The 26,663-nt window shown below is 70.9% G+C and carries 25 protein-coding genes; 13 read left to right on the top strand and 12 right to left on the bottom strand.

Annotated features, from left to right (window positions below; all coding sequences use genetic code 11):
- Window positions 1-5: 5 nt before the first annotated feature.
- Genes menE through ACNYS0_RS14565 form a run of 3 tightly spaced genes read right to left on the bottom strand, consistent with a single transcriptional unit; the run spans window position 6 to window position 3,306 of the window.
- Complete coding sequence (menE, locus tag ACNYS0_RS14555; protein ID WP_422473851.1) at window positions 6-1,499, bottom strand: o-succinylbenzoate--CoA ligase; 1,494 nt, start codon at window positions 1,497-1,499, stop codon at window positions 6-8.
- Between the two features lie 11 nt (window positions 1,500-1,510).
- On the bottom strand, window positions 1,511-2,386 hold the full coding sequence (locus ACNYS0_RS14560; RefSeq protein ID WP_422473853.1) for an amidohydrolase family protein: 876 nt from the start codon (window positions 2,384-2,386) through the stop codon (window positions 1,511-1,513).
- A 5-nt stretch (window positions 2,387-2,391) separates the two neighbouring features.
- Window positions 2,392-3,306 carry an SDR family NAD(P)-dependent oxidoreductase gene (locus ACNYS0_RS14565; RefSeq protein ID WP_422473855.1) on the bottom strand — a complete coding sequence of 305 codons (915 nt, stop codon included), beginning with the start codon at window positions 3,304-3,306 and terminating at the stop codon, window positions 2,392-2,394.
- Window positions 3,307-3,446: 140 nt separating this feature from the next.
- Here ACNYS0_RS14565 and ACNYS0_RS14570 point away from each other — a divergent pair, with 140 nt between their 5' ends.
- Window positions 3,447-3,908 (top strand): MarR family winged helix-turn-helix transcriptional regulator, encoded by a 462-nt coding sequence (locus ACNYS0_RS14570; protein ID WP_422473857.1) that lies wholly within the window; start codon window positions 3,447-3,449, stop codon window positions 3,906-3,908.
- Window positions 3,909-4,136: 228 nt separating this feature from the next.
- Window positions 4,137-5,291 (top strand): acyltransferase family protein, encoded by a 1,155-nt coding sequence (locus ACNYS0_RS14575; RefSeq protein WP_422473859.1) that lies wholly within the window; start codon window positions 4,137-4,139, stop codon window positions 5,289-5,291.
- Between the two features lie 90 nt (window positions 5,292-5,381).
- Here the strand turns inward: ACNYS0_RS14575 and ku are convergent, their stop codons facing one another.
- Window positions 5,382-6,395 (bottom strand): non-homologous end joining protein Ku, encoded by a 1,014-nt coding sequence (gene ku / locus ACNYS0_RS14580; protein ID WP_422473861.1) that lies wholly within the window; start codon window positions 6,393-6,395, stop codon window positions 5,382-5,384.
- 75 nt (window positions 6,396-6,470) lie between these two features.
- Between ku and ligD the strand changes: the two genes are divergently transcribed.
- Complete coding sequence (gene ligD / locus ACNYS0_RS14585; protein ID WP_422473863.1) at window positions 6,471-7,352, top strand: non-homologous end-joining DNA ligase; 882 nt, start codon at window positions 6,471-6,473, stop codon at window positions 7,350-7,352.
- A gap of 566 nt (window positions 7,353-7,918) precedes the next feature.
- On the opposite strand, the gene ACNYS0_RS14590 is transcribed toward ligD, so the two are convergent.
- On the bottom strand, window positions 7,919-8,722 hold the full coding sequence (locus ACNYS0_RS14590) for a nuclease-related domain-containing protein (protein ID WP_422473865.1): 804 nt from the start codon (window positions 8,720-8,722) through the stop codon (window positions 7,919-7,921).
- A 121-nt stretch (window positions 8,723-8,843) separates the two neighbouring features.
- Between ACNYS0_RS14590 and ACNYS0_RS14595 the strand changes: the two genes are divergently transcribed.
- The 5 genes from ACNYS0_RS14595 to ACNYS0_RS14615 all read left to right on the top strand — a co-directional run bounded on the left by ACNYS0_RS14595 (window position 8,844) and on the right by ACNYS0_RS14615 (window position 14,165).
- The gene (locus ACNYS0_RS14595; RefSeq protein ID WP_422473867.1) at window positions 8,844-9,530 is read left to right on the top strand and encodes a hypothetical protein; all 687 of its coding nucleotides are present in this window, start codon (window positions 8,844-8,846) and stop codon (window positions 9,528-9,530) included.
- Window positions 9,527-10,810 carry an ATP-binding protein gene (locus tag ACNYS0_RS14600; protein WP_422473869.1) on the top strand — a complete coding sequence of 428 codons (1,284 nt, stop codon included), beginning with the start codon at window positions 9,527-9,529 and terminating at the stop codon, window positions 10,808-10,810. Before ACNYS0_RS14595 ends, ACNYS0_RS14600 begins: the two co-directional genes overlap by 4 nt.
- Window positions 10,811-10,913: 103 nt before the next feature.
- Complete coding sequence (locus ACNYS0_RS14605; protein ID WP_422473871.1) at window positions 10,914-11,267, top strand: SH3 domain-containing protein; 354 nt, start codon at window positions 10,914-10,916, stop codon at window positions 11,265-11,267.
- A gap of 40 nt (window positions 11,268-11,307) precedes the next feature.
- The gene (locus tag ACNYS0_RS14610; RefSeq protein ID WP_422473873.1) at window positions 11,308-12,702 is read left to right on the top strand and encodes an FtsW/RodA/SpoVE family cell cycle protein; all 1,395 of its coding nucleotides are present in this window, start codon (window positions 11,308-11,310) and stop codon (window positions 12,700-12,702) included.
- The gene (locus ACNYS0_RS14615; RefSeq protein WP_422473875.1) at window positions 12,699-14,165 is read left to right on the top strand and encodes a peptidoglycan D,D-transpeptidase FtsI family protein; all 1,467 of its coding nucleotides are present in this window, start codon (window positions 12,699-12,701) and stop codon (window positions 14,163-14,165) included. Before ACNYS0_RS14610 ends, ACNYS0_RS14615 begins: the two co-directional genes overlap by 4 nt.
- Here the strand turns inward: ACNYS0_RS14615 and ACNYS0_RS14620 are convergent.
- A complete protein-coding gene (locus ACNYS0_RS14620; RefSeq protein WP_422473877.1) occupies window positions 14,157-15,263 on the bottom strand; it encodes a ferritin-like domain-containing protein in 1,107 nt (368 codons plus the stop codon). The two genes, ACNYS0_RS14615 and ACNYS0_RS14620, sit on opposite strands and share 9 nt — an antisense overlap.
- Window positions 15,264-15,421: 158 nt before the next feature.
- On the opposite strand from ACNYS0_RS14620, the gene ACNYS0_RS14625 reads away from it, so the two are divergent.
- The 4 genes from ACNYS0_RS14625 (at window position 15,422) to ACNYS0_RS14640 (ending at window position 18,791) form a co-directional block, all read left to right on the top strand.
- Window positions 15,422-16,360, top strand: a complete 939-nt coding sequence (locus ACNYS0_RS14625) for an AurF N-oxygenase family protein (RefSeq protein WP_422473879.1) — start codon at window positions 15,422-15,424, stop codon at window positions 16,358-16,360.
- Window positions 16,361-16,394: 34 nt separating this feature from the next.
- Window positions 16,395-17,120, top strand: coding sequence for a TetR/AcrR family transcriptional regulator (locus ACNYS0_RS14630; RefSeq protein WP_422473881.1), 726 nt, complete (start codon window positions 16,395-16,397; stop codon window positions 17,118-17,120).
- 122 nt (window positions 17,121-17,242) lie between these two features.
- Window positions 17,243-17,503, top strand: coding sequence for a hypothetical protein (locus ACNYS0_RS14635; protein WP_422473882.1), 261 nt, complete (start codon window positions 17,243-17,245; stop codon window positions 17,501-17,503).
- A gap of 136 nt (window positions 17,504-17,639) precedes the next feature.
- Window positions 17,640-18,791 carry a C40 family peptidase gene (locus tag ACNYS0_RS14640; protein WP_422473884.1) on the top strand — a complete coding sequence of 384 codons (1,152 nt, stop codon included), beginning with the start codon at window positions 17,640-17,642 and terminating at the stop codon, window positions 18,789-18,791.
- A 65-nt stretch (window positions 18,792-18,856) separates the two neighbouring features.
- Here ACNYS0_RS14640 and ACNYS0_RS14645 read toward each other — a convergent pair whose 3' ends face one another.
- Window positions 18,857-19,639 (bottom strand): SDR family NAD(P)-dependent oxidoreductase, encoded by a 783-nt coding sequence (locus ACNYS0_RS14645; protein ID WP_422473886.1) that lies wholly within the window; start codon window positions 19,637-19,639, stop codon window positions 18,857-18,859.
- Window positions 19,640-19,785: 146 nt separating this feature from the next.
- Between ACNYS0_RS14645 and ACNYS0_RS14650 the strand changes: the two genes are divergently transcribed.
- The gene (locus ACNYS0_RS14650; protein ID WP_422473888.1) at window positions 19,786-20,367 is read left to right on the top strand and encodes a TetR/AcrR family transcriptional regulator; all 582 of its coding nucleotides are present in this window, start codon (window positions 19,786-19,788) and stop codon (window positions 20,365-20,367) included.
- A 337-nt stretch (window positions 20,368-20,704) separates the two neighbouring features.
- Here the strand turns inward: ACNYS0_RS14650 and ACNYS0_RS14655 are convergent, their stop codons facing one another.
- The 5 genes from ACNYS0_RS14655 to ACNYS0_RS14675 form a co-directional block, all read right to left on the bottom strand.
- Window positions 20,705-21,958 (bottom strand): styrene monooxygenase/indole monooxygenase family protein, encoded by a 1,254-nt coding sequence (locus ACNYS0_RS14655; RefSeq protein ID WP_422473890.1) that lies wholly within the window; start codon window positions 21,956-21,958, stop codon window positions 20,705-20,707.
- 77 nt (window positions 21,959-22,035) lie between these two features.
- Window positions 22,036-22,626 (bottom strand): GTP-binding protein, encoded by a 591-nt coding sequence (locus ACNYS0_RS14660; protein WP_422482641.1) that lies wholly within the window; start codon window positions 22,624-22,626, stop codon window positions 22,036-22,038.
- A 19-nt stretch (window positions 22,627-22,645) separates the two neighbouring features.
- A complete protein-coding gene (locus ACNYS0_RS14665; protein ID WP_422409731.1) occupies window positions 22,646-23,104 on the bottom strand; it encodes a DUF742 domain-containing protein in 459 nt (152 codons plus the stop codon).
- Window positions 23,101-23,568 carry a roadblock/LC7 domain-containing protein gene (locus ACNYS0_RS14670; protein WP_422409730.1) on the bottom strand — a complete coding sequence of 156 codons (468 nt, stop codon included), beginning with the start codon at window positions 23,566-23,568 and terminating at the stop codon, window positions 23,101-23,103. Before ACNYS0_RS14670 ends, ACNYS0_RS14665 begins: the two co-directional genes overlap by 4 nt.
- Before the next feature lie 35 nt (window positions 23,569-23,603).
- Window positions 23,604-26,456, bottom strand: a complete 2,853-nt coding sequence (locus ACNYS0_RS14675; protein WP_422473892.1) for a sensor histidine kinase — start codon at window positions 26,454-26,456, stop codon at window positions 23,604-23,606.
- Window positions 26,457-26,663: the final 207 nt, after the last annotated feature.

Genomic DNA, 26,663 nt, shown 5'->3' on the forward strand with positions numbered 1-26,663 from the left:
TCTCGTCAGCCGTTCTGTGCGTAGGTTTCCCGCAGGCGGGATTTGAGGAGCTTCCCGGAAGCGGTGCGTGGCAGTTCGTTCGTGAAGGTCAGGGATTTGGGGATCTTGTACTTCGCCAACCGCCCGGAGAGGGCGGCCAGGAGGGCCGATGCGTCCGGGGTTGCTCCGGAGGCCGGGACCACCACCGCTCGTGGGACCTCGCCCCATTTCGCGTCGGGGACGCCGATCACCGCGCACTCCGCCACGTCGGGGTGGGCCAGGAGTGCGGCCTCGATCTCGGCGGGGTAGATGTTCTCGCCGCCCGAAATGATCATGTCCTTGAAGCGGTCGACGATCGTGACGTAGCCGTCGGTGTCGACGCGGGCCGCGTCCCCGGTGCGGAACCAGCCGTCGGAGAAGGCGGCCTCGGTCTCCGCCGACAGGCCCCAGTAGCCCGGCATCACGTGCGGGCCGCGGACCACCACCTCGCCCGTCTCCCCCACGCCCACCGGCGTGAGGTCCGGGCCCACCACCTGGACGTCGCTGAAGAAGTGCGGCACTCCCGCGGAGCCCGCCTTGCTCACCGCGTGTTCGGCGTCGAGGAAGAGGGTGCCGGGGGCCGCCTCCGTCATGCCGTAGCCCTGGAGGAAGGTGAGGCCGCGTTCCTGGTACGCCGCGATCAGTGGCGGTGGGACGGGGGCCCCGCCGCAGGTCAGGATGCGGAGGGAGGAGAGGTCTGCCGTCGGCCACGCGGGCTGGCGGGTCAGCAGGTCGAACATCGTCGGCACGCCGAACATGAAGGTGACCCGGTGACGCCGCACCAGGTCGAACGTTGCCGCCGGGTCGAAGGTGGCGACCAGGACGCAGGTGCCGCCCTTCAGGAGCACCGGCAGCGTCAGCATGTTCAGGCCCGCCGTGTGGAACAGGGGTGCGGAGACCAGGGCGACCTCGTCCGCGATCAGGTCGTGGTCCACCAGGACATTGATCGCGTTCCAGATGATGTTGCCGTGCGTGAGCATGGCGCCCTTGGGGCGGCCCGTCGTGCCCGAGGTGTACATGATGAGGCAGAGGTCGTCGCCGGCGACCGCCTCGTCGATCGGGTCCGAGGGGGCGGACGCGAGCAGGTCCTCGTAGCCGCTTCCGGCGGCCTCGATCGTCAGGGGGGTGGGCAGGGACTCCGTGGGTTCGCTGTCTCCCGTGTACAGGAGGGCCTTCGCTCCTGAGTCCTCCAGCTGGTACGCGAGTTCGGGCGTCGACAGGCGCGTGTTGAGCGGGACGAAGACCGCTCCCAACGTGCCCGCCGCGAACAGCGTCTCCAGGTACGAGGGGTGGTTCGCGCCGAGGTACGCGACGCGGTCGCCGCGACGTACGCCCTGTGCTCGTAGGGCGTGCGCCAGACGGGTCGTTCGGTCGTGCAGGTCCGCGTACGAATACGCCGTGCCGTCGTGGATCAGGGCCGTGCGGTGCGGGGTCTTGCGGGCCCGGCGTGCGGGCCACGACCCCAGTCCCTCGTTGCGCATACCGGCCCCCTTCAGGGCTTGGTGAGTCCGAGCAGCCGGGCCGCGTTCTCCTTGAGGATCTTGGGGCGGACCTCGTCCTTGATCTGGAGCTTCGCGAAGTCCGCGAACCAGCGGTCGGGGGTCAGGACCGGGTAGTCCGAGCCGAAGAGGACCTTGTCCTTGAGGAGCGTGTTCGCGTACTGGATCAGTTGGGGCGGGAAGTACTTCGGGGACCAGCCGGAGAGGTCGATGTGCACCCCGGGTTTGTGGGTCGCGACGGCAAGGGCCTCGTCCTGCCAGGGGAACGACGGGTGCGCCAGGATGATTTTGAGGTGGGGGAAGTCGGCTGCCACGTCGTCGACGTGCAGAGGGTTCGAGTACTTCAGGCGGATGCCACCACCGCCGGGGACGCCCGCGCCGATGCCGGTCTGGCCCGTGTGGAAGAGGGCGATCGTGCCGGTTTCCTCGATCAGCTCGTAGAGGTCGTAGGCCACGGAGCGGTCGTTGGGGAAGAAGCCCTGGATGGAGGGGTGGAACTTGAAGCCCTTCACTCCGTATTCCTCCACCAGGCGGCGGGCCTGCTTCACGCCCGACCTGCCGCGGAACGGGTCGATGGACGCGAAGGGGATGAAGACGTCGGGGTTGGCGGCGGCCGCCTCGGCCACCTCCTCATTGGGGACCGGCGGCGTTCCCGTCGCGGACTCGGCGTCGACCGTGAAGACGACCGCGGCCATCCGGCGCTCGCGGTAGTACGCGGCCATCTCCTCGAGGGTCGGCTTCCGGTTGCCCTCGGTCTTGAAGTACGCGGACGAGGCCTCGTGGAGGTCGTCGTCGAGGGAGGCGTGCCCCTTGGACGAGACCTCGGCGTGGGTGTGGACGTCGATCGCCGTCAGTTCGTCGATGTTCATGACCGTCACTCCCCCGGGAGCTTCGGGGCCGGGATGCCGACCGTCTGGAGTTCGGCGCCGACCGAGGTCGGCCATGCCTCGGCGATCGAGTCCGGGGTCCAGCCCCCGTCCGCGTAGGCCGACTTGATCTCCTGCGGGTGCGACCAGAGCGTGAGGCGGTCGCCGCCGATGCCGATCGCCTGGCCGGTGACCGAGCGGGCCGCTTCGGAGGCGAGGAAGGGGACGAGGGCCGCGCAGTCCTCCGGTGTGCCGAAGCCCTCGCCCTTGCGCAGGAAGGAGGGGAGCGGTTCGCCGGCGCGCATCGCTTCGATGTACGGGGCGAAGGCCGGGATGGTCTCCGTCATGGCCGTCGCGGCGACCGGCACGATCGCGTTGACCGTGATGTTCGCCCGGGACAGCTCCATCGACCAGGTGCGGGCCATGGCGACGATGCCGGCCTTCGCGGACGCGTAGTTCGTCTGGCCGAAATTGCCCCGTTGCCCGGCGGGCGAGCCGACGAGGACGAGCGCGCCCCCTTCGCCCTGTTCGCGCATCCTGACGGCGGCGGCGCGGGCGCAGGTGAAGGTGCCCTTCAGGTGGGTGGTGAGCACCGCGTCGAAGTCGTCGTCGGTCATCTTCCACAGGACCTTGTCGCGCAGGATTCCGGCGTTGGTGACCAGGACGTCGAGGCGGCCGAACTCGCTCACCGCCCGCGCCACCAGGCGGTCCGCGGCCTCCGCCGTGCCGACCGGGACCACCTCCGCGACCGCCGTGCCGCCGGCCTCCCTGATGGACTTCACGGCCGCTTCGGCGACGGCCTCGTCGACGTCGTTGACGACGACCGAGGCGCCGTGGGCGGCGAGGGCGTGGGCGTAGGAGAGGCCGAGGCCACGGCCGCTGCCGGTGACGACGGCCGCCTTCCCGGTGAGATCGATGGACACGTGTGGATCCCTTCCTGACGGCGATACGTGAGGCAAGAAGGAAGCTAAGAGCAATAATTGGTGACGTCAATAGTTGTCGCCGACCCGTACGTTGCGAGAGACTGTCGCGACACCCGCCATGACCACCCCAGGGAGACCCCATGACGCCCGCCCCCATCGACGCGCACGAGCCATGGATGCGCGGGCTGCACTCCGACACGGGCTATCTGCTGTACCGGCTCGGCCTGCGCTCGGGGCAGCTGTTCAACGCCTCGCTCCAGGAGTCGGGGCTGCGCCTGCGGCACTACGCCGTACTGCGCTTCCTGGCGACGAGCGAGGGCGCGCCGCAAAGGGAGTTGAGCGCGCAGCTCGGCTACGACCCGAGCGCGATCGTGGGCCTGGTCGACGACCTGGAGAAGGCCTCGTTCGTGGAGCGGCGGCCGTCCCCCGGCGACCGGCGCAGCCGGATCGTGGTGCTCACGGACGACGGGCGGGACTTCCTGCGCGGCACGGACGAGGCGGGGCTGCGCGTGACGAGCGAGCTGCTCGCGCCGCTGGACGCGGACGAGTGCGAGACGCTGCACGGGCTGCTGCGGCGGGTCGCGGAGAACGGGCTCGGCTGACGCACACTTTCGGCCGTTGTCGACTTCTCGCTACGGAGACCACCGGGGAACCCGTTTGAGCGATTGTCATTCCTGATCAGGACTGTGAGAGCCGCCACGCGGACCCGATCCAGGTTTACTCGTGCCCCACCGCATGACTACGGTTCGGTCGATGTCTCGCAGCCACTTGAACCTCACAAATCCAGGAAGATGCGTGTCCGGTAGCCGGGGTTCCCAACGGGAGGGATCGTGAGCGAACCGGTACAGCTCGCGGCTCATCGGGCCCCGCTGCCCGATCAGCAGGACGCCGTCGCACAGCCCGCGAGCACTCCATCCCGGAGACACGCGGCCGCACCGGCCGCGGCCGCGACACAGAAGCCGGGCAAGGCCCGGGACGCGTTCTACGACAACGCCAAGTACCTGGCGATCGTCCTGGTCGCGATGGGGCACTCCTGGGAGCCGCTGCGCGACGGGAGCAGAGCGGCCTCCGCCCTCTACATCATCGTGTACACGTTCCACATGCCGGCGTTCATCGTGATCTCCGGATACTTCTCGCGGTCGTTCGACGCGAGCCCGGCTCGGCTGAAGCGGCTGATCACGGGTGTGGCGGTGCCGTATGTGGTGTTCGAGGTCGTCTACACGCTCTTCAAGCGGTACGCCGGTGACGATCCGGGATACGACTTCAGCCTGCTCGACCCCTGGTACCTGACCTGGTTCCTGGTGTCGCTGTTCGTGTGGCGGCTGTCCACGCCGATCTGGAAGGTGATCCGCTGGCCGCTGCCGGTGTCGCTCGCCATCGCGGCGCTCGCGTCCGTCTCCCCCAGCATCGGCGACGACCTGGACATGCAGCGCCTGCTCCAGTTCCTGCCGTTCTTCGTGCTCGGCCTGTGCCTGAAGCCGGAGCACTTCCGGCTTGTGCGCCGCAAGGAGGCGCGGATCATCGCGCTGCCGGTCTTCGCGGCGGCGCTGGTGTTCGCGTACTGGGCGGCGCCGCGGATGACCGCGGCGTGGACGTATCACCGGGACAGCGCACAGGAGTTGGGCGCGCCCGGCTGGACCGGAATCGTCATGACCCTGGCCATGTTCGGCTGTTCGGTGATCCTCACCGCGTGCTTCTTCGCGTGGGTTCCGGGCCGCAAGCTGTGGTTCACGGCGCTCGGCGCGGGCACGCTGTACGGCTACCTGCTGCACGGCTTCGTCGCCAAGGGCTCCCGCTTCTGGGACTGGTACGAGGTGGACTGGGTGCACACCCCGTGGGGCCAGGTCGTGGTGACGCTGCTCGCGGGCAGCCTGATCACCGTGCTGTGCACGCCACCCGTGCAACGGATGTTCCGGTTCGTGATGGAGCCGAAGATGGAGTGGGCGTTCAAGCGGGACGCCGCGAAGCTTGCCAGGGGGCGGTAGTCGCCTTCCGTCCGCCCGGCGACGGGGTTGCGGTCTCGGGGCTCTGCCCCGGGCCCCGCGGGCTCTCGTCCAAAAGCGGGGCTTGAATGCTCAGGCCGACGCCTTCTTGCGAGGCGTCGGCTTCTTCTTTGCCGCCGTCTTCTTCGCTGCCGCCGTCTTCTTCGTCGCCGTCGACTTCTTGGCCGTGGTCTTCTTCGCCGGCGCCTTCTTCGCGGGCGCCTTCTTCTTGGCTGCCGTGCTCTTCTTTGCGGTGGACTTCTTCGTACGGGACCGGGAGGACAGCTCCGTCACCTCGGCCACGTCCTCGCCCTCCTCGCCCTCGTCCCGCGCCTTCTTGGCCGCCCGGACGCTGCTCTCGAGGGCGGACATGAGGTCGATGACCTTGCCGCCTCCGCCGTCCGACTTCTTGGGGGGCCCGGCCGGTTCCGTGCCGGAGGACTTCGCCTCGATCATCTCCTCCACGGCGTCCCGGTAGTCGTCGTGCAGCGAGTCCATGTCGACCTCGCCGAGCGTGTCCATCAGGGCGTCCGCCAGATCGAGTTCGGCGTCGCGGACCGTGACGTTCGAGTCGGGGGCGGCGTCCTCGGGAGCCCGGATCTCGTCCGGCCAGAGCAGGCCGTGCATCGCGATGACGTCGTCGACGACCCGCAGCATCCCGAGCCGCTCCCGGCCGCGCAGCGCGAACTTGGCGATGGCCACCTTGTTGCTGCGCTTGAGCGCCTCCCGCAGGAGTGTGTACGGCTTGGCGGCCGGGACGCCGTTGACCTGGAGGTAGTACGCCGTGCCCATCTGGAGCGGGTCGATCCGCTCGGCCGGCACGAAGGCGACGATCTCGATCGTCTTGGCCGTGGGGATCGGGAGCTGGGCGAGGTCGTCCTCGGTGATCGGGATGATCGAGCCGTCGGCGTCCTCGTACCCCTTGCCGATCTCGTCGTTCGGGATCTCCTTGTCCTCCAGCTCGCACACCTTGTGGTAGCGGATGCGGCCGCCGTCCTCCAGATGGATCTGGCGGAAGGAGATCGAGTGGTTCTCGGTGGCGTTGACCAGCTTGATCGGGATGCTGACCAGGCCGAAGGAGATGGCGCCGTTCCATATGGAGCGCACGGTGGACCTCCCGGTTCGCGTCGCCGATGCACGACATAGCAGACATAACGGGCTGGATTGCCAGAGTATTACCGTATGGCTCCGATCACAGAAGTGGAGGGGCGGCGGCTCACGCTCAGCAATCTGGAGAAGGTGCTGTACCCGGCCTCCGGATTCACCAAGGGCGAGCTGCTGCACTACTGCGCGACGGTCGCGGACGCCCTGCTGCCGCAGCTGCGGGACCGCCCCGTCTCCTTCCTGCGCTTTCCCGACGGGCCGGACGGTCAGCGGTTCTTCGCCAAGAACGCGCCGCCGGGGACGCCCTCCTGGGTGAGGACGGCCGAGGTGCCGCGCTCGGACGGGGTCTCGCGGCAGCTCCTCGTGCAGGACCTGCCGACGCTGATGTGGGCGGCGAACCTGGTGACCGAGTTCCATACGCCGCAGTGGCGGGCGGACGCGCCGGGGCGGGCCGACCGGCTCGTGTTCGACCTGGACCCGGGCGCCCCGGCCGACATCGTGCAGTGCTGCGAGGTGGCGGTGTGGCTGCGGGAGCGGCTGGCGCGGGACGGGCTGGAGGCGTTCGCGAAGACGTCCGGGTCGAAGGGGCTGCATCTGCTGGTGCCGCTGGTGCCCACGGCGTCCGAGCGGGTCAGTGCGTACGCGAAAGGGCTGGCGCGGGAGGCGGAGGCGGCGTTGCCGCGGCTCGTGGTGCATCGGATGGCGCGGAATCTGAGGGGCGGGAAGGTGTTCGTCGACCACAGTCAGAATTCCGCGGCGAAGACGACGGCGGCGGCCTATACGGTGCGGGCGCGGGAGCGGCCGACCGTGTCCGCGCCGGTGACGTGGGGGGAGGTCGAGGGGTGTGGTGCCGCGGAGGAGCTGGTTTTTGTTGCGGGGGACGTTGTTGCGCGGCTTGAGCGGGACGGGGATTTGCTCGCGGGGTTGTTCGACGTTGGGCGGGCCGGGGAGATTTCTTGACGCGGATGGTGTTGCGGTCGCGGGGCTCTGCCCCGGGCCCCGCGCCTCAATCGCCGGCGGGGCTTGATTTGCCGAACCGACGTTGCGGATTCGGGGCTCTGCCCCGGACCCCGCGCCTCAATCGCCGGCGGGGCTTGATTTGCCCGGCCACTGCTTGATTTGCCGGGCACCGCTTGGTTTGCCCGGCCACCGCTTGATTTGCCGAGCACCGCTTGACTTGCCGAGCATCGCTCGACTTGCCGAGCACCGCTCGATTCGCCGGGCACCGCTCGACTTGCCGAGCACCACTTAACTTGCCGGGCACCGCTCGACTTGCCGAGCACCGCTCGATTCGCCGGGCACCGCTTGACTTGCCGAGCACCGCTCGATTCGCCGGGCACCGCTTGACTTGCCGAGCACCGCTCGACTTGCCGAGCACCACTTGATTTGCCGAGCACCGCTCGACTTGCCGAGCACCGCTCGACTTGCCGAGCACCACTTGATTTGCCGAGCACCGCTCGACTTGCCGAACACCGCTCGACTTGCCGAGCACCGCTTGGAATGTGCGGGCCATGGACGAAGCGGTTTCACACCCTCGTCCACGTTCCCCTGTCCCGCGCCATCATGTGCAGCGCCTCCACGTCCGCCGGTTTGAGGTGGCCGCCTGTGCGGGTGAGGGTGGCGAGGTCCGGGTCCGTGAAGAGGTGGACGTCGCGTGGTGGTGTCCGCACCTCCACCGTCGCCGGTTCGACCAGGACCAGGGCCGCGCGGACCTCCGCGGTGAGGGCGAACGAGGCCCGGGAGGCGTCGGCGCGGACCCGGCGCAGGAGGGGCTGCGGCTCCGTGCGGCCCGCCGCCACCCAGGGATCGTCGACCCGCACCCGTTGCCTGCGCACGGGCAGGGTGTGCAGTGCGAACAGGCCGCCGGGGCCGATCAGCAGATGGTGGATGCGGGACCCGCCGGGCAGCGGCACCGAGTGCAGCACCCGCCAGCCCGCCGCCTCCAGCTCGTCGAGGACCTCGCCCACCCGCACCTGCGCGGCGAGCGCCTTGCGGCGCGGGTCGGTGCGCAGGCGGCGCTGCGGGGCCGGGTCGCGGTCCAGGGAGACGACGAGGGCCTCGCCCGGACGGTTCGGCGCGAGGTCGTCGTCGGGGTGGAGGGTGAGCCCGGCCAGTTCGGCGGGGGTCGGCACCGGGGGCGGACCGATGGCCACCTGGCCGACGATGAACGGGCGGAGCACGTCGAGGACGTCCGCCCGGTGCGTCTCGCTGAGCAGGTTCACCCGGGCCGCATCCCGGTCGTACCAGGCGACGTTCGTGCCGTCGTCCCCGCACACGTAGAGCCACTCCTGGCCGTGCCGCCAGGTCGGTATGACGCGCAGTCCGCTCATGCCCCATCACCCCACGACCATGGGAGCAGCAAGCCATGCCGCAGGGCAAGAAGCCCGCAGGCCCGGCATGATGACCATCGCGACCCGTTCCACCCGGCAGGACCAGGCAGGCAGGAGTGCAGTGAAGACAGGGCCCCGGCGCCTTCGCCGACCGGTTCTCGCCGTGCCCGCCGCCGCGCTGCTGTGCGCGTGGTGCGCCGGCTGCGGGGACCAGGGCGGACCGCAGAGCGCGGGCCCGACCCCGACGGCCGTCGGACCGGAGCGACTGTGGCCCACGCTGCCGCCCGCGACCCGCGCCGCCGACGACTACGGCGCCGGGGAGACCGCCGTGGTCAAGGGCGTCGAGGTGCCCGGCGGGAAGCTGCGCGCGGTCGACCCGGCGACGATCGTGCGGGCCCGGGTCGCCGCCGCGCCCGACGACTACAAGGACATCGCCAAGGAGGTCGCCGGCTGCCCGGACTCCAAGGACTGTCCCGTGCTCGGCGGGTACTACCGGGACCTGACCGGCGACGGCGAGGACGATCTGCTCGTCGCCGTCCGGGCCCCGCACCGGCAGGCGTATCTCCAGGCGTACACGTACCGCGGCGGGAAGCTGACCGAGATCATGGACGACAAGGACGCCGTCATCAACGTGCATCTGGCGGGCCGGAACATCGTGGTGCGCGCCGCCGCCGACCTGTCCGGGTACGAGTACCGCACGTCCTGGTCGTACGACGGCCACCAGAAGGCGATGCTGCCGACCCGCGACGAGATCCTGCGCACCGGGTCGGCGCGCACTCCTGACGTGCCGTCACCGAGCCGCTCATGAGGCCGCGCGCGCCCCGGCTGCCCGCCTGGACCGCGTCCCTGACGTGGAAGGCGACGGTCTTCATCACCGTGATGTGCTGTGCGCTCGCCGCGCTGCTCGGCGTCCTGGTGCACGTCTCGGTCACGGATCAGACGACGGGCCAGGCCCGCGAGCGCGCGCTCACCCTCCTGAAGTCCACCACCAAGCGGTACGAGGCCGGGGGCAGGCTCGCGCCGGGCGCGGGCCTCGATCCGCGGGGCCTGCCCGCCGAGCTGCGCGCCCTCGCCGCGCGCGGGGAGCGCGGCACGATGCTCTCGACGTCCGGGGAGCGGCCGACGATGTGGGCGGCGGGCCCGGCGGCCACCGACCGGGGCGGCGGCCGGGCCCTCGCGGTGCGGGTCGACTTCTCGCAGGGCCGGCGCACCATCGACGGGCTCGACCGGGCGATCCTCACCTCGTCCGTGCTCGCGATCGGGGCGACGCTGCTGGTCGGCGCGTTCGCGGTGACCCGTGTGACGCGGCGCCTGCACGCGACGGCGCGGGTGGCGCGCAGGATCAGCGCGGGCGACATGGACGCGCGGGTCGACGACCGCAGGACGAAGGACCCGGGGCGACGCCACGACGAGGTGGCCGATGTGGCGGGCGCGCTCGACAGCATGGCCGGTTCCTTGCAGGCCCGGATCCTGACCGAGCAGCGGTTCACGGCCGATGTCGCGCACGAGCTGCGCACGCCGCTGACCGGGCTGCACGCCGCCGCCGAGCTGCTGCCGCCGGGGCGGCCCACGGAGCTGGTGCGGGACCGGGTCGCCGCGCTGCGCACCCTCACCGAGGACCTGCTGGAGATCTCGCGGCTCGACGCGCGCAGCGAGCGCCTCGACCTGGACGAGAACCGGCTCGGTCCGGTGGCGGAGCGGGTGGTGCGGGCGTCCGGCACGGCCACGGAGGTCGATCTCGTGCGGGACGTCTGCGTGCTGACGGACCGTCGGCGCCTGGAGCGGGTCCTCGGCAATCTCGTGGCGAACGCGCACCGGCACGGCGCCGAGCCGGTCACCCTGACCGTGGACGGGCCGGTGATCACGGTGCGCGACCACGGCGCGGGCTATCCCGGCTATCTCGTGGAGCACGGTCCGCAGCGCTTCCGCACCGACGGCGGCGCCCGGGGGCACGGGCTCGGCCTGACCATCGCGCTCGGACAGGCCGAAGTCCTGGGCGCACGGCTCGAGTTCGGGAACGCGCCGGACGGCGGGGCGGTGGCGACGCTGACGCTGCCGCACGAGGGGGCCGAGCCCGAGGGTTCGTAGCGGAGAGTGACCTTTTGCGCGCCCTGCGTGCCGCTTCTAGTGTGAAACCGGGCATTCAGGGCGCCCCCGCCCGGCCCTTCACCCCCACCTCAGGGAGACTCGCATGTCCCTCACCACGCGCCTCGGTATGGGCATCGCCACCGTCGCCACCCTCGTCACGACCGCGGCCGTCCCGTCCGTCGCCCAGACCTCCGGCTCCCCCGGCGCCGACGATTCGCCGCCCGTCTACAAGGGCCGCGTCATCGCCAAGTCCGGGCTGCTGCTGCGCGACGCCCCGACCCGCGGCGCCAAGGTCGTCCGCTCCGAGCCGTACCACGCGATCGTCCCGATCTTCTGCAAGACCTCGGGCGACAGCATCGGCGGGAACTCGTACTGGTACCTGCTCACCGACGGCACCTGGGCATGGGGTTCGGCGAAGTACATCCAGAACATCGGCGCCGTGCCGCGCTGGTGCTGACATGACCTGATATCGGGGACTTGCTTGCTACGTTCCCGGTATGACCGGATCATCGGGTACGTCGGGAACCAGCACCCCCTCCTCGGTGCCCGCTGTGCGCGTCCCCCGGCGCCGGGGGACCGAACTGGCCCTGCTCGTCGTGGCCGTGCTGCTCAGCGTCTACGGATACATCGACGTCGGGCTCGCCAAGGACAGCAGGGTCCCGGGCGGCGCCCTCGGCTACGGCGCCGGGCTCGGCGCGCTCGCGCTCGTCGCACACCTCGTGGTCCGTTTCCGCGCCCCGTACGCCGATCCGCTGGTGCTGCCGATCGCGGTGCTGCTCAACGGCCTCGGCCTGGTGCTGATCTGGCGGCTCGACCTGGAGACGCCGAGCGACCAGGCGGCGCCCACCCAGCTGATCTGGTCGACGCTCGGCGTGGCCCTGTTCATCCTCACCGTGCTCTTCCTGCGCGACCACCGGGTGTTGCAGAGATACGCGTACATCTGCGTCGTCACGGCCCTGGTACTGATGATCCTGCCGATCTTCTTCCCGCCGATCAACGGCGCCCGGATCTGGATCCAGATCGGCGGCTTCTCCATCCAGCCCGGCGAGTTCGCCAAGATCCTGCTCGCGATCTTCTTCGCCAGCTATCTCGCGGCCAACCGGCACGCCCTGGCGTACACCGGCAAGCGGATCTGGCGGTTCCAGCTGCCGACGATGCGGGTGTTCGCGCCGATCCTGGTGATCTGGCTGATGACCGTGGGCGTGCTCGTCCTGGAGACCGACCTCGGCACCTCGCTGCTCTTCTTCGGCCTGTTCGTGATCATGCTGTACGTGGCCTCGGGCCGCGGCAGCTGGATCGCCATCGGACTCGTGCTCGCCGCCGCGGGCGCGGTCGTCGTCGCCTCCTTCGAGCCGCACGTGCACAGCCGCGTCGAGGACTGGCTGCATCCTTTCGCCTCCATCGACGCGGGTCAGGGCGCCAGTCAGCTCGCGCAGTCGCTGTTCGCGTTCGCGGCGGGCGGGATGCTCGGCACCGGGCTCGGCCTCGGGCACTCGAACCTGATCGGCTTCGCCGCCAAATCGGACTTCATCCTGGCGACGGCGGGCGAGGAGCTGGGCCTCGCCGGGCTCACCGCGATCTTCCTGCTGTACGCGCTGCTCGTGGAGCGCGGCTACCGGGCGGGGCTCGCGCTGCGCGATCCGTTCGGCCGGCTGCTCTCCATCGGGCTCGCCTCGATCGTCGCCCTTCAGGTCTTCGTCATCGCGGGCGGCGTGATGGGCCTCATCCCGCTCACCGGCATGGCGATGCCGTTCCTCGCGCAGGGCGGCTCGTCCCTCGTCACCAACTGGATCATCGTCGCGATCATCATCCGGGTGAGCGACCGGGCCCGGAGCCAGCTGCTGCCCGAGTCCCCCGGGACCGCCCCGGAGCCCGTGGAGGGCGTCAAGTGACCAAGTACATCCGCCGGGCCTCGGTCTTCTGCCTGATCCTGCTGATCGCGCTGCTGCTCAACGCGGCCCGCATCCAGTTCTTCCAGGCCGACAAGCTCGACGACAACTCCGCCAACCGCCGCTCCACGATCGAGCGTTACGGGCAGCCGCGCGGCGACATCCTCGTCCAGGGGAAGTCGGTCACCGGCTCCAGGGACACCGGGGAGTCCCTGCGCTACGAGCGGACGTACAAGAACGGGCCGCTCTACGCCCCCGTCACCGGCTACGCCTCGCAGACGTACGGCACGACGTTCGTGGAGAGCGCCGAGGACGACATCCTCTCCGGCACCGACCCGATGCTCTCCCCCGTCCCGTTCTGGAACGAGATCTCGCGCGCCCAGGAGCCCGGCGGCGATGTGCGGACCACCATCAACGCCCGCGCGCAGCAGGCCGCCTACTCCGGGCTCGGCGGCAAGAAGGGCGCGGTCGCGGCGATCGACCCGTCGACCGGGAAGATCCTGGCGCTGGTCTCCACGCCCTCGTACGATCCCGGTCGGATCGCCGGCACCGACTCCGCCACGACCGATGCCTGGAGCGCGCTGAACAAGTCCGAGGAGCAGCCGATGCTCAACCGGGCGCTGCGCCAGACGTATCCGCCGGGCTCCACGTTCAAGGTCGTCACGGCGGCCGCGATCCTGGAGAACAGCGTCGTCAACGGCATCAACACGTCGACCGACACCCCCTCCCCGTACACCCTGCCGGGCACGACGACTCAGCTGACGAACGAGTCCTCGTCGGCCGCCTGCGAGGACGCGACGCTCGAATACGCGCTGCGGGTCTCCTGCAACACCGTGTTCGCCAATCTCGGGGTGAGGACCGGGCTCTCGGACATGGTGAAGATGTCGGAGAACTTCGGCTTCAACGACAGCGGGATCAAGGTCCCGATGACGGCCGCCAAGTCGAACTTCGACACCGACATGAACGACGCGCAGCTGGCGCTCTCCTCGATCGGCCAGTACGACACCGCCGCGACGCCGCTTCAGATGGCGATGGTGTCCTCGGCGGTCGCCAACGGCGGCGTTCTGATGCAACCGCACCTCGTCGACAGGACGACGGACAGCGACGGCGACACGGTCTCGGAGACCGGCAACGACACCTACAAGCAGGCCATGTCCCCGTACACGGCGACGCAGTTGCAGGAGATGATGGAGGACGTCGTCTCCAAGGGAACCGGCACCGGGGCGCGGATCCCCGGCGCCACCGTCGGCGGCAAGACGGGCACGGCGCAGCACGGCGAGAACAACGAGGGCACGCCGTACGCCTGGTTCATCTCCTACGCCAAGGAGAAGGACGCCTCCACGCCGAAGGTCGCGGTCGCGGTGGTCGTCGAGGACGCGTCCGCGAACCGCGACGACATCAGTGGCGGCGGCAGCGCGGCCCCCATCGCCAAGTCGGTGATGGAAGCGGTGCTCGGCTCAGATTGACCTGCCGGCCTCCACCGCCTCCGCCACCTCCGCCACCCGCTCCTGCTCCTCCGCGGCGAAGCGCTGCGCGTCGAGCTGTTCGGCGATCTCCTCGTCCTGGGCCATGAGCTGGTCGAGGTTGGAGTTGCCCATGTCGAAGACGCCCATGTCGACGTAGGCCTGCTGGAGGCGCTTGCCCCACAGGCCGATGTCCTTGACGCACGGGACGATCCGCGAGAACAGCAACTGCCGGAACATGGCCAGGAATTCGGACTGCTCCGTGTACTTCTCCGCGTCGGCCTTGGGGATGCCGAAGTTCTCCAGGACCTCGATGCCTCGCAGCCGGTCGCGCATCAGGTAGCAGCCCTCGATGACGAACTCCTCGCGTTCGCGGAGCTCGGCGTCGGTGAGCTGCTTGTAGTAGTCGCGCAGCGCCATCCGCCCGAAGGCCACGTGCCGGGCCTCGTCCTGCATCACGTAGGCGAGGATCTGCTTGGGCAGCGGCTTGTCGGTGGTGTCGCGGAGCAGGCCGAAGGCGGCGAGCGCGAGGCCCTCGATGAGGACCTGCATGCCGAGGTAGGGCATGTCCCAGCGGGAGTCGCGCAGGGTGTCGCCGAGCAGCGACTGGAGATTGTCGTTGATCGGGTAGAGCATCCCGAGCTTCTCGTGCAGGAAGCGGCCGTAGATCTCCGCGTGCCGCGCCTCGTCCATGGTCTGCGTCGCCGAGTAGAACTTGGCGTCGAGGTCGGGGACGGACTCCACGATCCGCGCGGCGCACACCATGGCGCCCTGTTCTCCGTGCAGGAACTGGCTGAACTGCCAGGAGGCGGAGTGCTTGCGCAGCTCGGCCTTGTCCTTGTCGGTCATCTTCGCCCAGTAGGGCGTGTTGTAGAGGGCCAGCGCGTCGTCGGGGGTGCCGAGAGGGTCGTACGGGTCGACCTCCAGGTCCCAGTCGATGCGCTTGGCGCCGTCCCACTGCTTGTCCTTGCCCTTTTGGTACAGGGACAGAAGACGGTCGCGCCCATCGTCGTATTCCCAGCTGAGGCGAGCCGAACTGGCGGACGGTACTTGCCAGTTGGACCCATCGGGGGCCTTGGTGTACAGCTCATGCGTCGCCATGCTGGCAGGCTCACACGGTGGTAGACGCGGGGTCAACAAGTCGTGCGCAAGGGATTGACGCGCTTGCTGACGCGCAGTCTCATAAGACCGGAGGCGGCGTGACCGCCGGTAACCGGCGGCCGCCCGACGCACACCCGTACGACGAGGTGGGGACAGCCATGACGACCATGACGGAAGCCGACGCGCTGGCGGGACTGCGCGACGCGCTCGGTCTGCTCAAGGACCGCGAGCAGGTGGCCCAGCGGCTGCTCGACTCTTCCGCCAAGCACTCCTTCGACCCGGACAAGGAGCTGGACTGGGACGCCCCCTTCGAGCCGGGCAAATGGTTCTGGCCGCCCGAGCTGGTGTCCCTGTACGGCACCCCGCTGTGGAAGCGGATGAGCGAGGAGCAGCGGATCAAGCTGTCGCAGCACGAGGCGGCGGCGCTTGCCTCGCTCGGCATCTGGTTCGAGCTGATCCTGATGCAACTGCTCGTCCGGCACGTCTACGACAAGGCGGCGACGAGCGCGCACGTGCGCTACGCGCTGACCGAGATCGAGGACGAGTGCCGGCACTCGAAGATGTTCGCGCGGCTGATCCAGCGCGGCGAGACGCCCTGGTACGCGGTGGCGCCGGTCCACCACAACCTCGGCCGCCTCTTCAAGACCATCTCGACGACGCCCGGTTCGTTCACGGCGACGCTGCTCGGCGAGGAGGTCCTCGACTGGATGCAGCGCCTGACGTTCCCCGACGAGCGCGTCCAGACGCTGATCCGCGGCGTGACGCGCATCCATGTCGTCGAGGAGGCGCGCCATGTCCGGTACGCGCGCGAGGAGTTGAGGCGCCAGATGGTGACGGCGCCGCGCTGGTCGCAGGAGTTCACGCGGCTCACCTCGGGCGAGTTCGCCCGGGTCTTCTCCGTGGCGTTCATCAACCCGCAGGTGTACGAGAACGTGGGCCTCGACAAGAAGGAGGCCATGGCCCAGGTCAAGGCCAGCGGCCACCGCCGCGAGGTCATGCAGTCCGGGGCCAAGCGCCTGACCGACTTCCTCGACGACATCGGCGTGCTGCGCGGCGTCGGCCGGAAGATGTGGCGGTCTTCGGGACTTCTGGCCTGACCGGCACCCTCGACGTGCCGGTTACGCTCGGAACATGACCTCGGCAACCGGCACGCCCGCCTACAAGCGGCTCAGCGTCGAGGCGCGGCGGGCGCAGCTGCTCGAATCGGCGCTGTCGCTGTTCGCGCACCGGGCCCCGGAGGACGTCTCGCTCGACGACGTGGCGGAGGTGGCCGGGGTGTCCCGGCCGCTCGTCTACCGCTACTTCCCCGGCGGCAAGCAGCAGTTGTACGAGGCCGCGCTGCGCTCCGCCGCCGAGGACCTGGAACAGTGCTTCGCCGAGCCGGCCGAGGGCCCGCTCACGGCCCGCCTCACGCACGCGCTCGACCGCTATCTCGCCTTCGTCGACCAGCACGACATGGGCTTCGCGGCGCTGCTCCAGGGCGGCAGCGTGGTGGAGACCTCCCGTACGACGGCGATCGTCGACGGGGTGCGCAGGGCCGCCGCCGAGCACGTCCTCAGTCACCTCGGCCAGGCCGCGCCGGGGCCGCGGCTGCGGATGACCGTCCGCATGTGGATCACGGCGGTGGAGGCGGCCTCCCTGATCTGGCTCGACGAGGGCAAGCAGCCGCCGCTGGACGAGCTGCGCGACGGGCTCGTCGACCAGTTCATGGCGGTCCTGACGGCGACGGCGGGCCGCGACCCGCAGACCGCGACCGTGGTGCGGTACGCCCTCGCGCTCGAATCACCGGAGGGACCCGTGGGGGAGCTGGCGCGGCGGGTGCTGCCGGTGGTGGGGGATGCGGCGCGGCTGCTGTGACGGACTGTGGGGGCGGGCGGGTGTGCGTGGATGTGGCGGGTGACGGCTGTGCGGTGTTCTGCGTGGCGGTCGTGAGCGGCTCTGCGTGACGGCCGTGCGGCGCCTTGCGTGACACTGGACCTGTGAAGAGCGAAGACGTTCCCTTTGTCGGCGGGCCCCTCGACGGGCGGGTGCTGCCCGTGTTCGTGACCGCCACCGGGAATCCGCCCAAGGTGTACAAGGTGCCGGTGCCGGACGCCGTGCTCGTGTACGTACGGGAGGCCGCGCCCAGCGGCACGCGGGTGCGGCTCGTGACGCAGTGGCGCTACGTGTTCGCCCCGGACGGGAACACCGGGCGGACCGTCAGGTGGCCGTGGTCCGGGAAGCGGTCCCCGGAGGCGTAAAGGCGGCTCGCCGGGCGGGCACCGGACGGGTGGTGGGGTTGCGCCGAAGCGAGCAGCCCGGCGGGTGGGCGGCCCGCCTTTCTGTTCATGTTCACGGTGCGGGGCACAGGGGTTGTCCCGCACCGGAGGTGATCAGGTGTCAGGCAGGCTGGTGCGGTGGGTGTGCACGGCGGCCGTCACGGGCGCGCTGCTGACGCCGCTCCCCGTGAGCGCGGCGCCGGGCCCCGAGCCACGGCCGGGGCCCGGTGGAACCCGTTCCGTCGCCGACCTCCTCTCGGACCTCCAGCGTCTGTACCAGGACGTCGAGGCGGCCACGGAGACGTACAACGCGACCGAGGAGGCGCTCAAGGAGCGCCGCGAGGACGCGGACGGGCTCGCGAAGAGGCTGGCCGCCGCGCGGTCGTCGCTGCACAGCAGCCGGACCGACGCCGGGCGGCTCGCGCGCGAGCAGTACCAGGGGCGCAGCGAGTTCTCCCCGTACCTGCGGCTCCTCCTCGCCCGCGATCCGCAGCGGGCGCTCGACGAGGGGCATGTGATGCGGCGGGCCGCCCGTGAGCGGCAGGCGACGGTCGAGCGGCTCACGGGCCGGGAGAAGAAGGCCGACGTGCTGGCGACGAAGGCGCGGGGCGCGCTGGACGAACAATTGCGGCTCGCGGAGCGGCAGAAGAAGGAACGGGACGCGGTACGGGACCGGTTGAAGGAGGTCGAGGAGCTGCTCGCCTCCCTCACCGCCGACCAGCTCGCGGATGTGGCGCGCCTCGAGGCGCAAGGGACGACGCGGGCGCAGGAGGCGTTCATGGCGTCCGGGGCGCTGAGTTCGACTGGCCGGGCGCCGTCGGAGGCGGGCGACGAGGCGCTCTCCTACGCCGTCCGGCAGATCGGGAAACCGTACGTCTGGGGGGCGGAGGGGCCGGACTCCTTCGACTGCTCCGGCCTCACGTCGCAGGCGTGGGCGCATGCGGGGCGGGTGATTCCCCGGACCTCTCAGGAACAGTGGGCGTCGCTGCCCCGCGTTCCCATGTCGGAGCTGCGCCCCGGCGACCTGGTCGTCTACTTCCCCAAGGCCACGCACGTGGCGATGTACCTCGGCGACGGCATGGTGGTGCAGGCCCCGCGCCCCGGCGCCAAGGTCAAGGTCTCCCCCATCGCCGCGAACCCCCTCCTCGGCGCGGTCCGCCCGGACCGGGACGCGCCTTCGATGTCCGGGTACCGGGCGCCGGTCCTGCCGGAGGGGGCGGAGGCGGGGGACGACGCGGGGTACGGGGCGGCGGGGGCGCCGGGGCAGTAGCGGGAGTGGTCACGGGGCGGGCGAGGACGGCCCCCTCGCCCACCCCGTGACCGATGGCGAGGGCCCTAGGCCGTCTTGACCGCGCCGCCGTCGATGAGGTGATCGGTACCGGTGGTCGCCGCGGCACGCGGTGACGCGAGGTAGGCGACGAGCGCCGCGACCTCGTCGGGCTCGACGAGCCGCTCGATGAGCATGCCGGTCGCCCCGGGCAGCCCGGCGAGAAGATCCGCATGGGGTACGCCCATGGCAGCGGCGAGTTCGGCACCGTAACCGGTCGGGCTCTCCCACATGTCGGTGCGGACCGGCCCCGGCGACACCGTGTTCACCCTGACCCCTCGCGGGCCGAACTCCTCGGCCAGGGCCTTGCCGAGGGCGGTCAGGGCCGCCTTGGCGGTGGTGTAGGCGACGGGGCCGCTGTGCGGGACACGCGCGCCCATCGAGGACACGTTGACCACCGCCCCCTTGGCTGCCGTCAGCGCGGGCAGCGCGGCGCGGGTGACGCGGACGGCGGCGAGGAAGTTCAGGTCCAGCACCTGCGCCCATTGCGCGTCGGCCAGGTCCAGGAACCCGCCGTCGAGCCCGCCGTCGCCCCCTCCGACGTTGTTGACCAGGACGTCGAGACCGCCCAGCTCGGCGACGGACTCCGCGACCAGGCGCTCGGCCGAGGCGGGGTCGGACAGGTCCACGGCCACCGCCTTCGCGCCGGCCGCCGCCAGTTCCGGGGTGGGATTGCGGGCGGCGGCGACAACGCGCACGCCTTCCGCGGCCAGTTCCTGGACGACGGCCAGCCCGATTCCCCGGCTGGCCCCCGTGACCAGGGCGGTCTTGCCGTTCAACTTCAGGTCCATGGTGCCCCTCCACGTCTGGACGCATCGCTTATGACGCACTGAACGTACGACATGCAACACGTGTGATGCAACTAGCTGGCAACTTGCCGCACTGTCGTACCCTGGAGAGATCGTCGACCAGTCGCCCCGTCGGAAAGGAACAGGCCATGGCGCTGCCCGCCTCATCGAAACCGCTGCGCGCGGACACCGAACGGACGGTGCGCGCCATCCTCGAAGCCGCCGAGCAGGTACTTTCCACCAACCCGGCGGCCACGATGGAGCAGATCGCGGAGGCCGCCGGGGTCGCGCGCACCACCGTGCATCGGCGGTTCGCGTCCCGGGAGGCGTTGGTCGCGGCGTTGGCCGCGTGGGCGACGCAGCGGTTCCACGAAGCGGTCGAGGCGGCGAGGCCGCAGACCTCGCCGCCCGCGGTCGCGCTCTACCAGGTCACCGCGAACGTGCTGCGCGTGAAGATCGGTTGGGGGTTCGCCATGGGGGCACTGCCCACGGACGCGCCCGAGGTCGCCCGGGTCCACGCCGACGTACTGGACCAGTGCGCGCGACTGTTCGTACGCCTCCGCGACACCGGTGTCCTGCGGCCTGACACCGACCTGGACTGGGCCCGGCGCGTCTACTACGCCCTCATCCACGAGGCGGCCGGCCAGGCCCCGGACACGGACGCGGCCCTCGACGCCCTCGCCACGCGGGTCGTCGACACCTTGCTGCACGGCTTCGGCAGCCCCACGTGACGCCCTGGCCGGGCAGCGGATGTGCCCCGCGGCCGGGCTAGAGCGGGCGTGGCGTGGGTGAGCGGAGCGAGCGGCCAAGCCAACGAGCCGGGAACCGGCACGTCGCGGGTGACCGGAGCAGGCGGCGAGGCCGACGAGCGACGGAACCGGCGCGGCGCAAGTGGCCGGGGCGAACGGCGGGGCCGAAGCGCGGGCGGTCAGACGCACGGGCGGACGGGCAAGCAGGGCGTTCCGCAGGCATGACGCCTTGGCGCGGGCACAGGCACAGGCGCGGGCGGACAGCGCCGCGAAGCGAAGGGAGGGCGCAGCGCCGTGTGAAGGGCGCTGCGCCGGTGGGTTAGGACGTCAAGGAGTCCAGGTACGCCTGGGTCTTCGCCGGGTCGTAGAAGAAGTTCTCGAAGTCGGACGGGTCGTTGAAGCCGTTCGCGAAGCGGTCGGCCACCGGCTGGAGCTGACCGCCCGCACCGATCAGGTTCAGGACGTGCTCCGGCGGAGCCTGGAGCATCGTGTTCGTCCACTTCGTGACGTGCTGCGCCGTCTCCCAGTACCGGTCGAACGCCGACTGCATCCACTCCTCGTCGAACGGCTTGTCACCGTGGGAGACGATCGACTCCAGGTACGACGCCGCGCACTTGGAGGCCGAGTTGGAGCCCTGCCCGGTGATCGGGTCGTTCGCGACGACCACGTCCGCGACACCGAGCACCGCGCCGCCGGAGGGCAGCCGACCGATGGGGTTGCGGACCGTCGGGGCATAGCGACCGGCCAACGTACCGTTCGCGTCGGTCAGTTCGACCTTCGTGGCACGCGCGTACTCCCACGGCGTGAACTTCTCCATCAGCTCCAGCGTGAGCGCCAGGTGCTCGGAGGGGTCCTTGATGCCCTTGAACGCGTCCAGCGGGCCGCCGGGGATGCCCTCCCAGAAGAGGATGTCGGCGCGGCCGGAGGTGGTGAGCGTGGGCATCACGAAGAGCTCGCCGACACCCGGCACCAGGTTGCAGCGCACCGCGTCGAAGTCCGGGTGCTCGGGCCGCACGCCCATGCCGTGGACGTACGCGACGGCGAGCGCCCGCTGCGGCTCGCTGTACGGGGACCGCTCGGCGTCCCGGCCGAACATCGAGACCAGCTCGCCCTTGCCCGCGGAGACCAGCACCAGGTCGTACGTACGCGAGAAGTAGTCGAGGTCGGAGACCGCCGCACCGTGGATGACGAGCTGCCCGCCGCGCTGCGCGAACGTCTCCATCCAGCCGGCCATCTTCACGCGCTGGTCGACGGACTGCGCGAAGCCGTCGAGCCGCCCGACCCAGTCGATGGCGCGCTGCGTGGGACCCGGGTCGTGCGAACCGGGCGCGGCGACGGAGACGCCGAGACCCTCGATCCGCGGGGCCTGCGACTCCCAGAAGTTGAGCTGGAGGTCGCGCTCGTGCTGGAGCGCCGTGTGGAACATGCACTGCGTCGACATGACCCGCCCGGAACGGATCTCGTCGGCGGTGCGGTTGGACATCAGGGTGACCTCGTACCCCTGGGTCTGCAGGCCGAGGGCGAGCTGGAGGCCGGACTGGCCGGCTCCCACGACGAGTATCTTCCGCGACATATGAGACTGCCTTAACTGCCGTAACTAATGTGTGGGGGGCGGGGCTTGACCACTATGCGGGCACGGAGCCTGCGCGACTACTCGGGGGTCGCGTCCAGGGCGTGGCCGACCAGCGCCAGGAGCGTCTCGATCGCCGCGATGCGGCGCCGCGCGTCCATGATCAGCACCGGCACGTGCGGCGGCACCGTGAGCGCCTCCCGTACGTCGTCGGGCGCGAACTCCTCCGTGTCGTCGAAGTGGTTGACGGCCACGACGTACGGGAGTCCGCAGCTCTCGAAGTAGTCGAGCGCGGGGAAGCAGTCCTTCAGGCGGCGGGTGTCGGCGAGCACGACGGCACCGATCGCGCCGCGCACCAGGTCGTCCCACATGAACCAGAACCGCTGCTGACCCGGCGTGCCGAACAGGTACAGGACCAGGTCGTCGTCGAGCGTGATGCGGCCGAAGTCCATGGCGACCGTGGTCGTCGACTTGCCGGGCGTCGCGGTGAGGTCGTCGGTCTCCTCGCTCGCCTGCGTCATCAGCGCCTCGGTCTCGAGGGGCTCGATCTCGGACACGGCGGACACCAGGGTCGTCTTGCCGACACCGAAACCACCCGCCACGATGATCTTCGTGGCGACGGGGGCCCGGGTTCTGTCGGTCTGCCAGGCCTGCAACTGCTCGTCTTCCATGGGCAGTTCGCCGAGCAGTTCAGAGGCGGCGGAGTCCACTCAACACCCTTTCGAGGAGTGCCCGGTCCGGCTGTCCGGGTCCGTGGCCTGTTCCGTATACACGGATCTTTCCCTGGTCGGCGAGGTCGCTGAGCAGCACACGCACCACGCCGAGCGGCATCTTGAGCAGCGCGGCGATCTCCGCGACCGTGCGCATGCGGCGGCACAGCGCGACGATGGCACGCATCTCCGGCATGATCCCGGCGAGCCCGCCCTTGCCCAGCTCGGGACGCTCTTCGGGCGCCTCGATGGCCGCGGTGCTGGAGATGAAGGTCTCCACGAGCAGCACATGGCCGAAGCGGGTACGGCCGCCGGTGAGCGAGTAGGGGCGTACGCGGGCGGGCCTGCGGTCGCCGCCGCGCACGGGGAGCCTGCTCGAACCGTAGGTCCTGCTCGTGCCGTTCGTACTGTGTGCACTGCCTGAAGTGCCGGGGGTCATCGGGTGGCCTCCATCGACTGGCGCAGCTCGCTGCGGAGTTCGGGCGTCAGGACGTGCCCGGCACGGCCGACGAAGAGCGCCATGTGGTACGCGATGACACCCATGTCGCAGTCCGCGGAGGCGTGCACGCCGAGCAGGGAGCCGTCGCTGATCGACATGACGAAGAGGCTTCCCTCGTCCATCGCGACCATCGTCTGCTTGATGCCTCCGCCGTCCATCAGCTTGGCGGCGCCGATGGTCAGCGAGCCGAGCCCGGCCACGATGGCCGCCAGGTCGGCGCTGGACCCTTTGGGGCCCTTGCTCGGGTCGGTCGCCGGGGCCGCGTCGTGCAGACCCGGGTCGGAGGAGAGCAGGAGCAGCCCGTCGGACGAGACGACGGCGATGGACTGGAGTCCTGGCACCTCCTCGACCAGGTCGGTGAGCAGCCAATGCAGGTTTCGTGCCTCGCTACTGAGACCGTTCATTCCCTTTTGTCCGTTGAGTGCAGGGGTGGGCGCAGTCAACTGCTTGCCTCCTCGGCTGTGTCCCCCTCGGCTTCACTTCTACGTCCAGGGTTGTCTGCGAGCTCCGCCGTCACGTCACGGCGGCCCGCGGTGGCACCGCGGTGGAACCCGCCGAGCTTGCGGCGCAGCGCGTCCGCGTCCACGGAGCCGGTGCGCGGCTTCGGCGGGGCGGCGGGAGCGGTCGCCTTCGGGGTGCGCTTGGGCAGCCCCTTGGCGGTGACGCGCTCGGCCGGTTCGGGCTCCGGGGCGGGCTCCGGGGCGGGCTCCGGCGCGGGCTCCGGCGCGGGCTCCGGCGCCGGCTGCGGATCGAGCGGCTGGTCGAGCTGCTCGGGGTGTCCCGCGGGCCCGTCGTGCTCGTCGCGCGGCGCGCGCGGGTGCGGCACCTCGGCGACGGGCTCCGGGAACGGCTCGGGCTCGGGGATCAGCTGCGACTGCGGCTCGGGTTCCGGCTCCGGCGGCACCGGCGCGCCCAGCGCCATCGTCGTCTCCGCGGGGGCCTCGACGGGAGCCTCGTAAGGGGCCTCCGCCGGGAACTCCTCCGCCGGGTACTCCGCGGGCGGCTCCTCGGACGCGCGCACCGCCTGCTCGGCCGCCTCGATGAGCGGGTCACCGGAGACCGGAAGCCCGTGCTCCGGCTCCGTACGCCCGTACAGCTCGTTGGAGTTGGCCTCCGCCTCGGAGCCCGCGAGGCGCACCGCGGGCGCGGCGCCCGGCACCAGGACGGCGGGCGGCACCGAGGCCGCCGGCGCGGCGGCGAAGAGCGAGGCGGGCAGCACGGCGACCGCCGCCACTCCGCCCTGCTTCTGCTCGCGCAGCCGTACCCGCACCCCGTGCCGCACGGCGAGCCGCGCGACGACGTACAGGCCGAGCCCGAACCCGTCGACGTCCTCGGGGTCGTGCGCCTCTTCGGGAGTGAAGGTGGAGAGCCGCGTGTTCAGCTCGCTCATCCGGTCGTCGGTCATCCCTATGCCCTCGTCCTGGACGGAGAGCATGACCGAGCCGCTCTCCAGGAGCCAGCCGGAGACCTCGACGGAGGCGTCCGGCGGCGAGAACGACGTGGCGTTCTCCAGGAGTTCGGCGATGAGGTGGCTGAGGTCGTCGGCGGCGAAGCCGGCGATGTGGGCGTGCGGCGGAAGCGCGGCGATCCGCACCCGCTCGTAGCGCTCGATCTCGGAGACGGCGGCGCGCACCATGTCGACGAGGGCCACGGAGCCGCCGTGCTGCGGCCCGCGCTCGGTGCCCGCGAGGACGAGGAGGTTCTCGCTGTGCCGACGCATGACGGTGGCGGAGTGGTCGAGCTTGTAGAGCGTGGCGAGGCGGTCCGGGTCCTGCTCGCGCTCCTCCAGGCCCTCGATGATGCCCAGTTGCCGCTCGACGAGTCCGAGGGTGCGCAGCGCCAGGTTGACGAACGTCCCGTGGATCGAGTGCTTGACCCGGTCCAGCTTGCGGGCGGTGTCGGCGAGTTCGCCGCGCAGCCGGTCCCGCTCGTCGGCCATCCGCTGGCGCTCGCCGACGAGGTGCTTGCGGTCGGACTCCAGGGTGCCGATGCGTCCGTGCAGCCCGACGGCGTGCGCGTGCAGGGCGTTGATCGAGTCGACGACCTGGGCGAACTCGTCGTTGCGGCCCTTGTACTTGACCGGTTCCTCGGCAGCCGGATCGCCCGCGACGCGCGCGGAGCCGATGCGCAGCGCGGCGAGCGGCTGGGTCAGCGAGCGGGCCGTCGCCATGGCCACGCCGACGGCGGCGAGCAGACAGATGCCGACGAGCGCGATCCGGATCTCCAGCGCCGTCACGTCGTCGTCGCGCAGCTGCTCCAGGCGCTTGACCCGCTGGTCCCCGAGCGCGGCCTCGGCGCCCCGCATGAGGTCGATGCGCGCGGTGAGGGCGTCCTCGACGCTCTTCGGGTTGTAGCGGAGCTCGCTCGCGCTCAGCGTCGGGGCGTCGGCGAGCCGCTTCAGGTACGCCTCGGCGCGTGTGACGTCCGGGCCCGTGACCGTGGAGTCGTACCCGCCCACGGCCTTGGCGGTCCCCGAGTCGTGGAAGTCGTCGAGCGCGGCCTGCTCGCGCACCCGGGCCCGCTGGCCCGCCGCGCTGAGCGCGTCGCGCTGACTGCTCGCGGCGGACTGGCCCACGACCGGCTCGCGCAGGCCGGTCGCCGGGTTGACCTGCGTGGCCGTGGAGCGGGGCACGGCGAGCGCGGAGAGCAGCAGGCCGCGCGCGGCGGACGCCTGCTCGACGGCGCGGTCCAGGTCGGCGAGGGCGTACGCCCCCGATCCCGCGCGTACGGGTATGCGCTCGGCGAGATCCTCTGCGCGCGCGTGCAGTTCACCGATGGAGCGGGAGTACGCGGCGTGCGCCTCCAGGGCCGATCCCTTGCCGGTGAGGGCGGAGCGGCGCACGGCGGCGACGTCGTCGAGAGTGCCGCGCAGCGCGGCGGGCGCGTCCACGCGCAGCTCGTCGACCTGGCGGTCGACACGGGCCCCGCGCTCCTCGCTCAGGCCCGCGCCCTTGGGGCGGCCGGCCGCGATGAACCGGGTGACCTCGTCCCGCTCGTCGGCGAGCGCGTGCGAGAGGGCGAGCGAGCGCTGCGTCTGCTGGGCGTCGTCGACGAGGGTCTGCGATTCGCCCACGCGGTCGGAGGCGCCGACGATCACCGGTGCTCCGGCGCCGACGACGGCAGCGGCGACCACGGCCACCGCCACGATCAAGCGGCTGCGGACCCGGGCACGCTTGCCCCGACCGGAACCCGTGCGGCTCACCTCGGACGCCTGGCCCGGTGCGACATCACCCGACACACCAAGACCACTGGCTCCATTACCGCCGGAGGTGTTCCCCACTGATGCTCGCATTCCTGATTCGTCCTACCCCATGGGTCCGGGTGACGCTGCGTCAACACCCCGTGACCCTCTGGCCTGGCCCCTGACCCTTCCAGTGCCGGTGAGCAGGGGGCGCCCATCACCTCGCCCGCCACCCGAAGGAGTGAACATCGAGCGGGAGTTGGGGAGCAAGTTCCCGTGTCACGATCACGCTCTGTCAACCGTGCGCCGGTTGGACGT

This window comes from Streptomyces anthophorae (genome assembly GCF_049310305.1).
GTDB lineage: Bacteria > Actinomycetota > Actinomycetes > Streptomycetales > Streptomycetaceae > Streptomyces.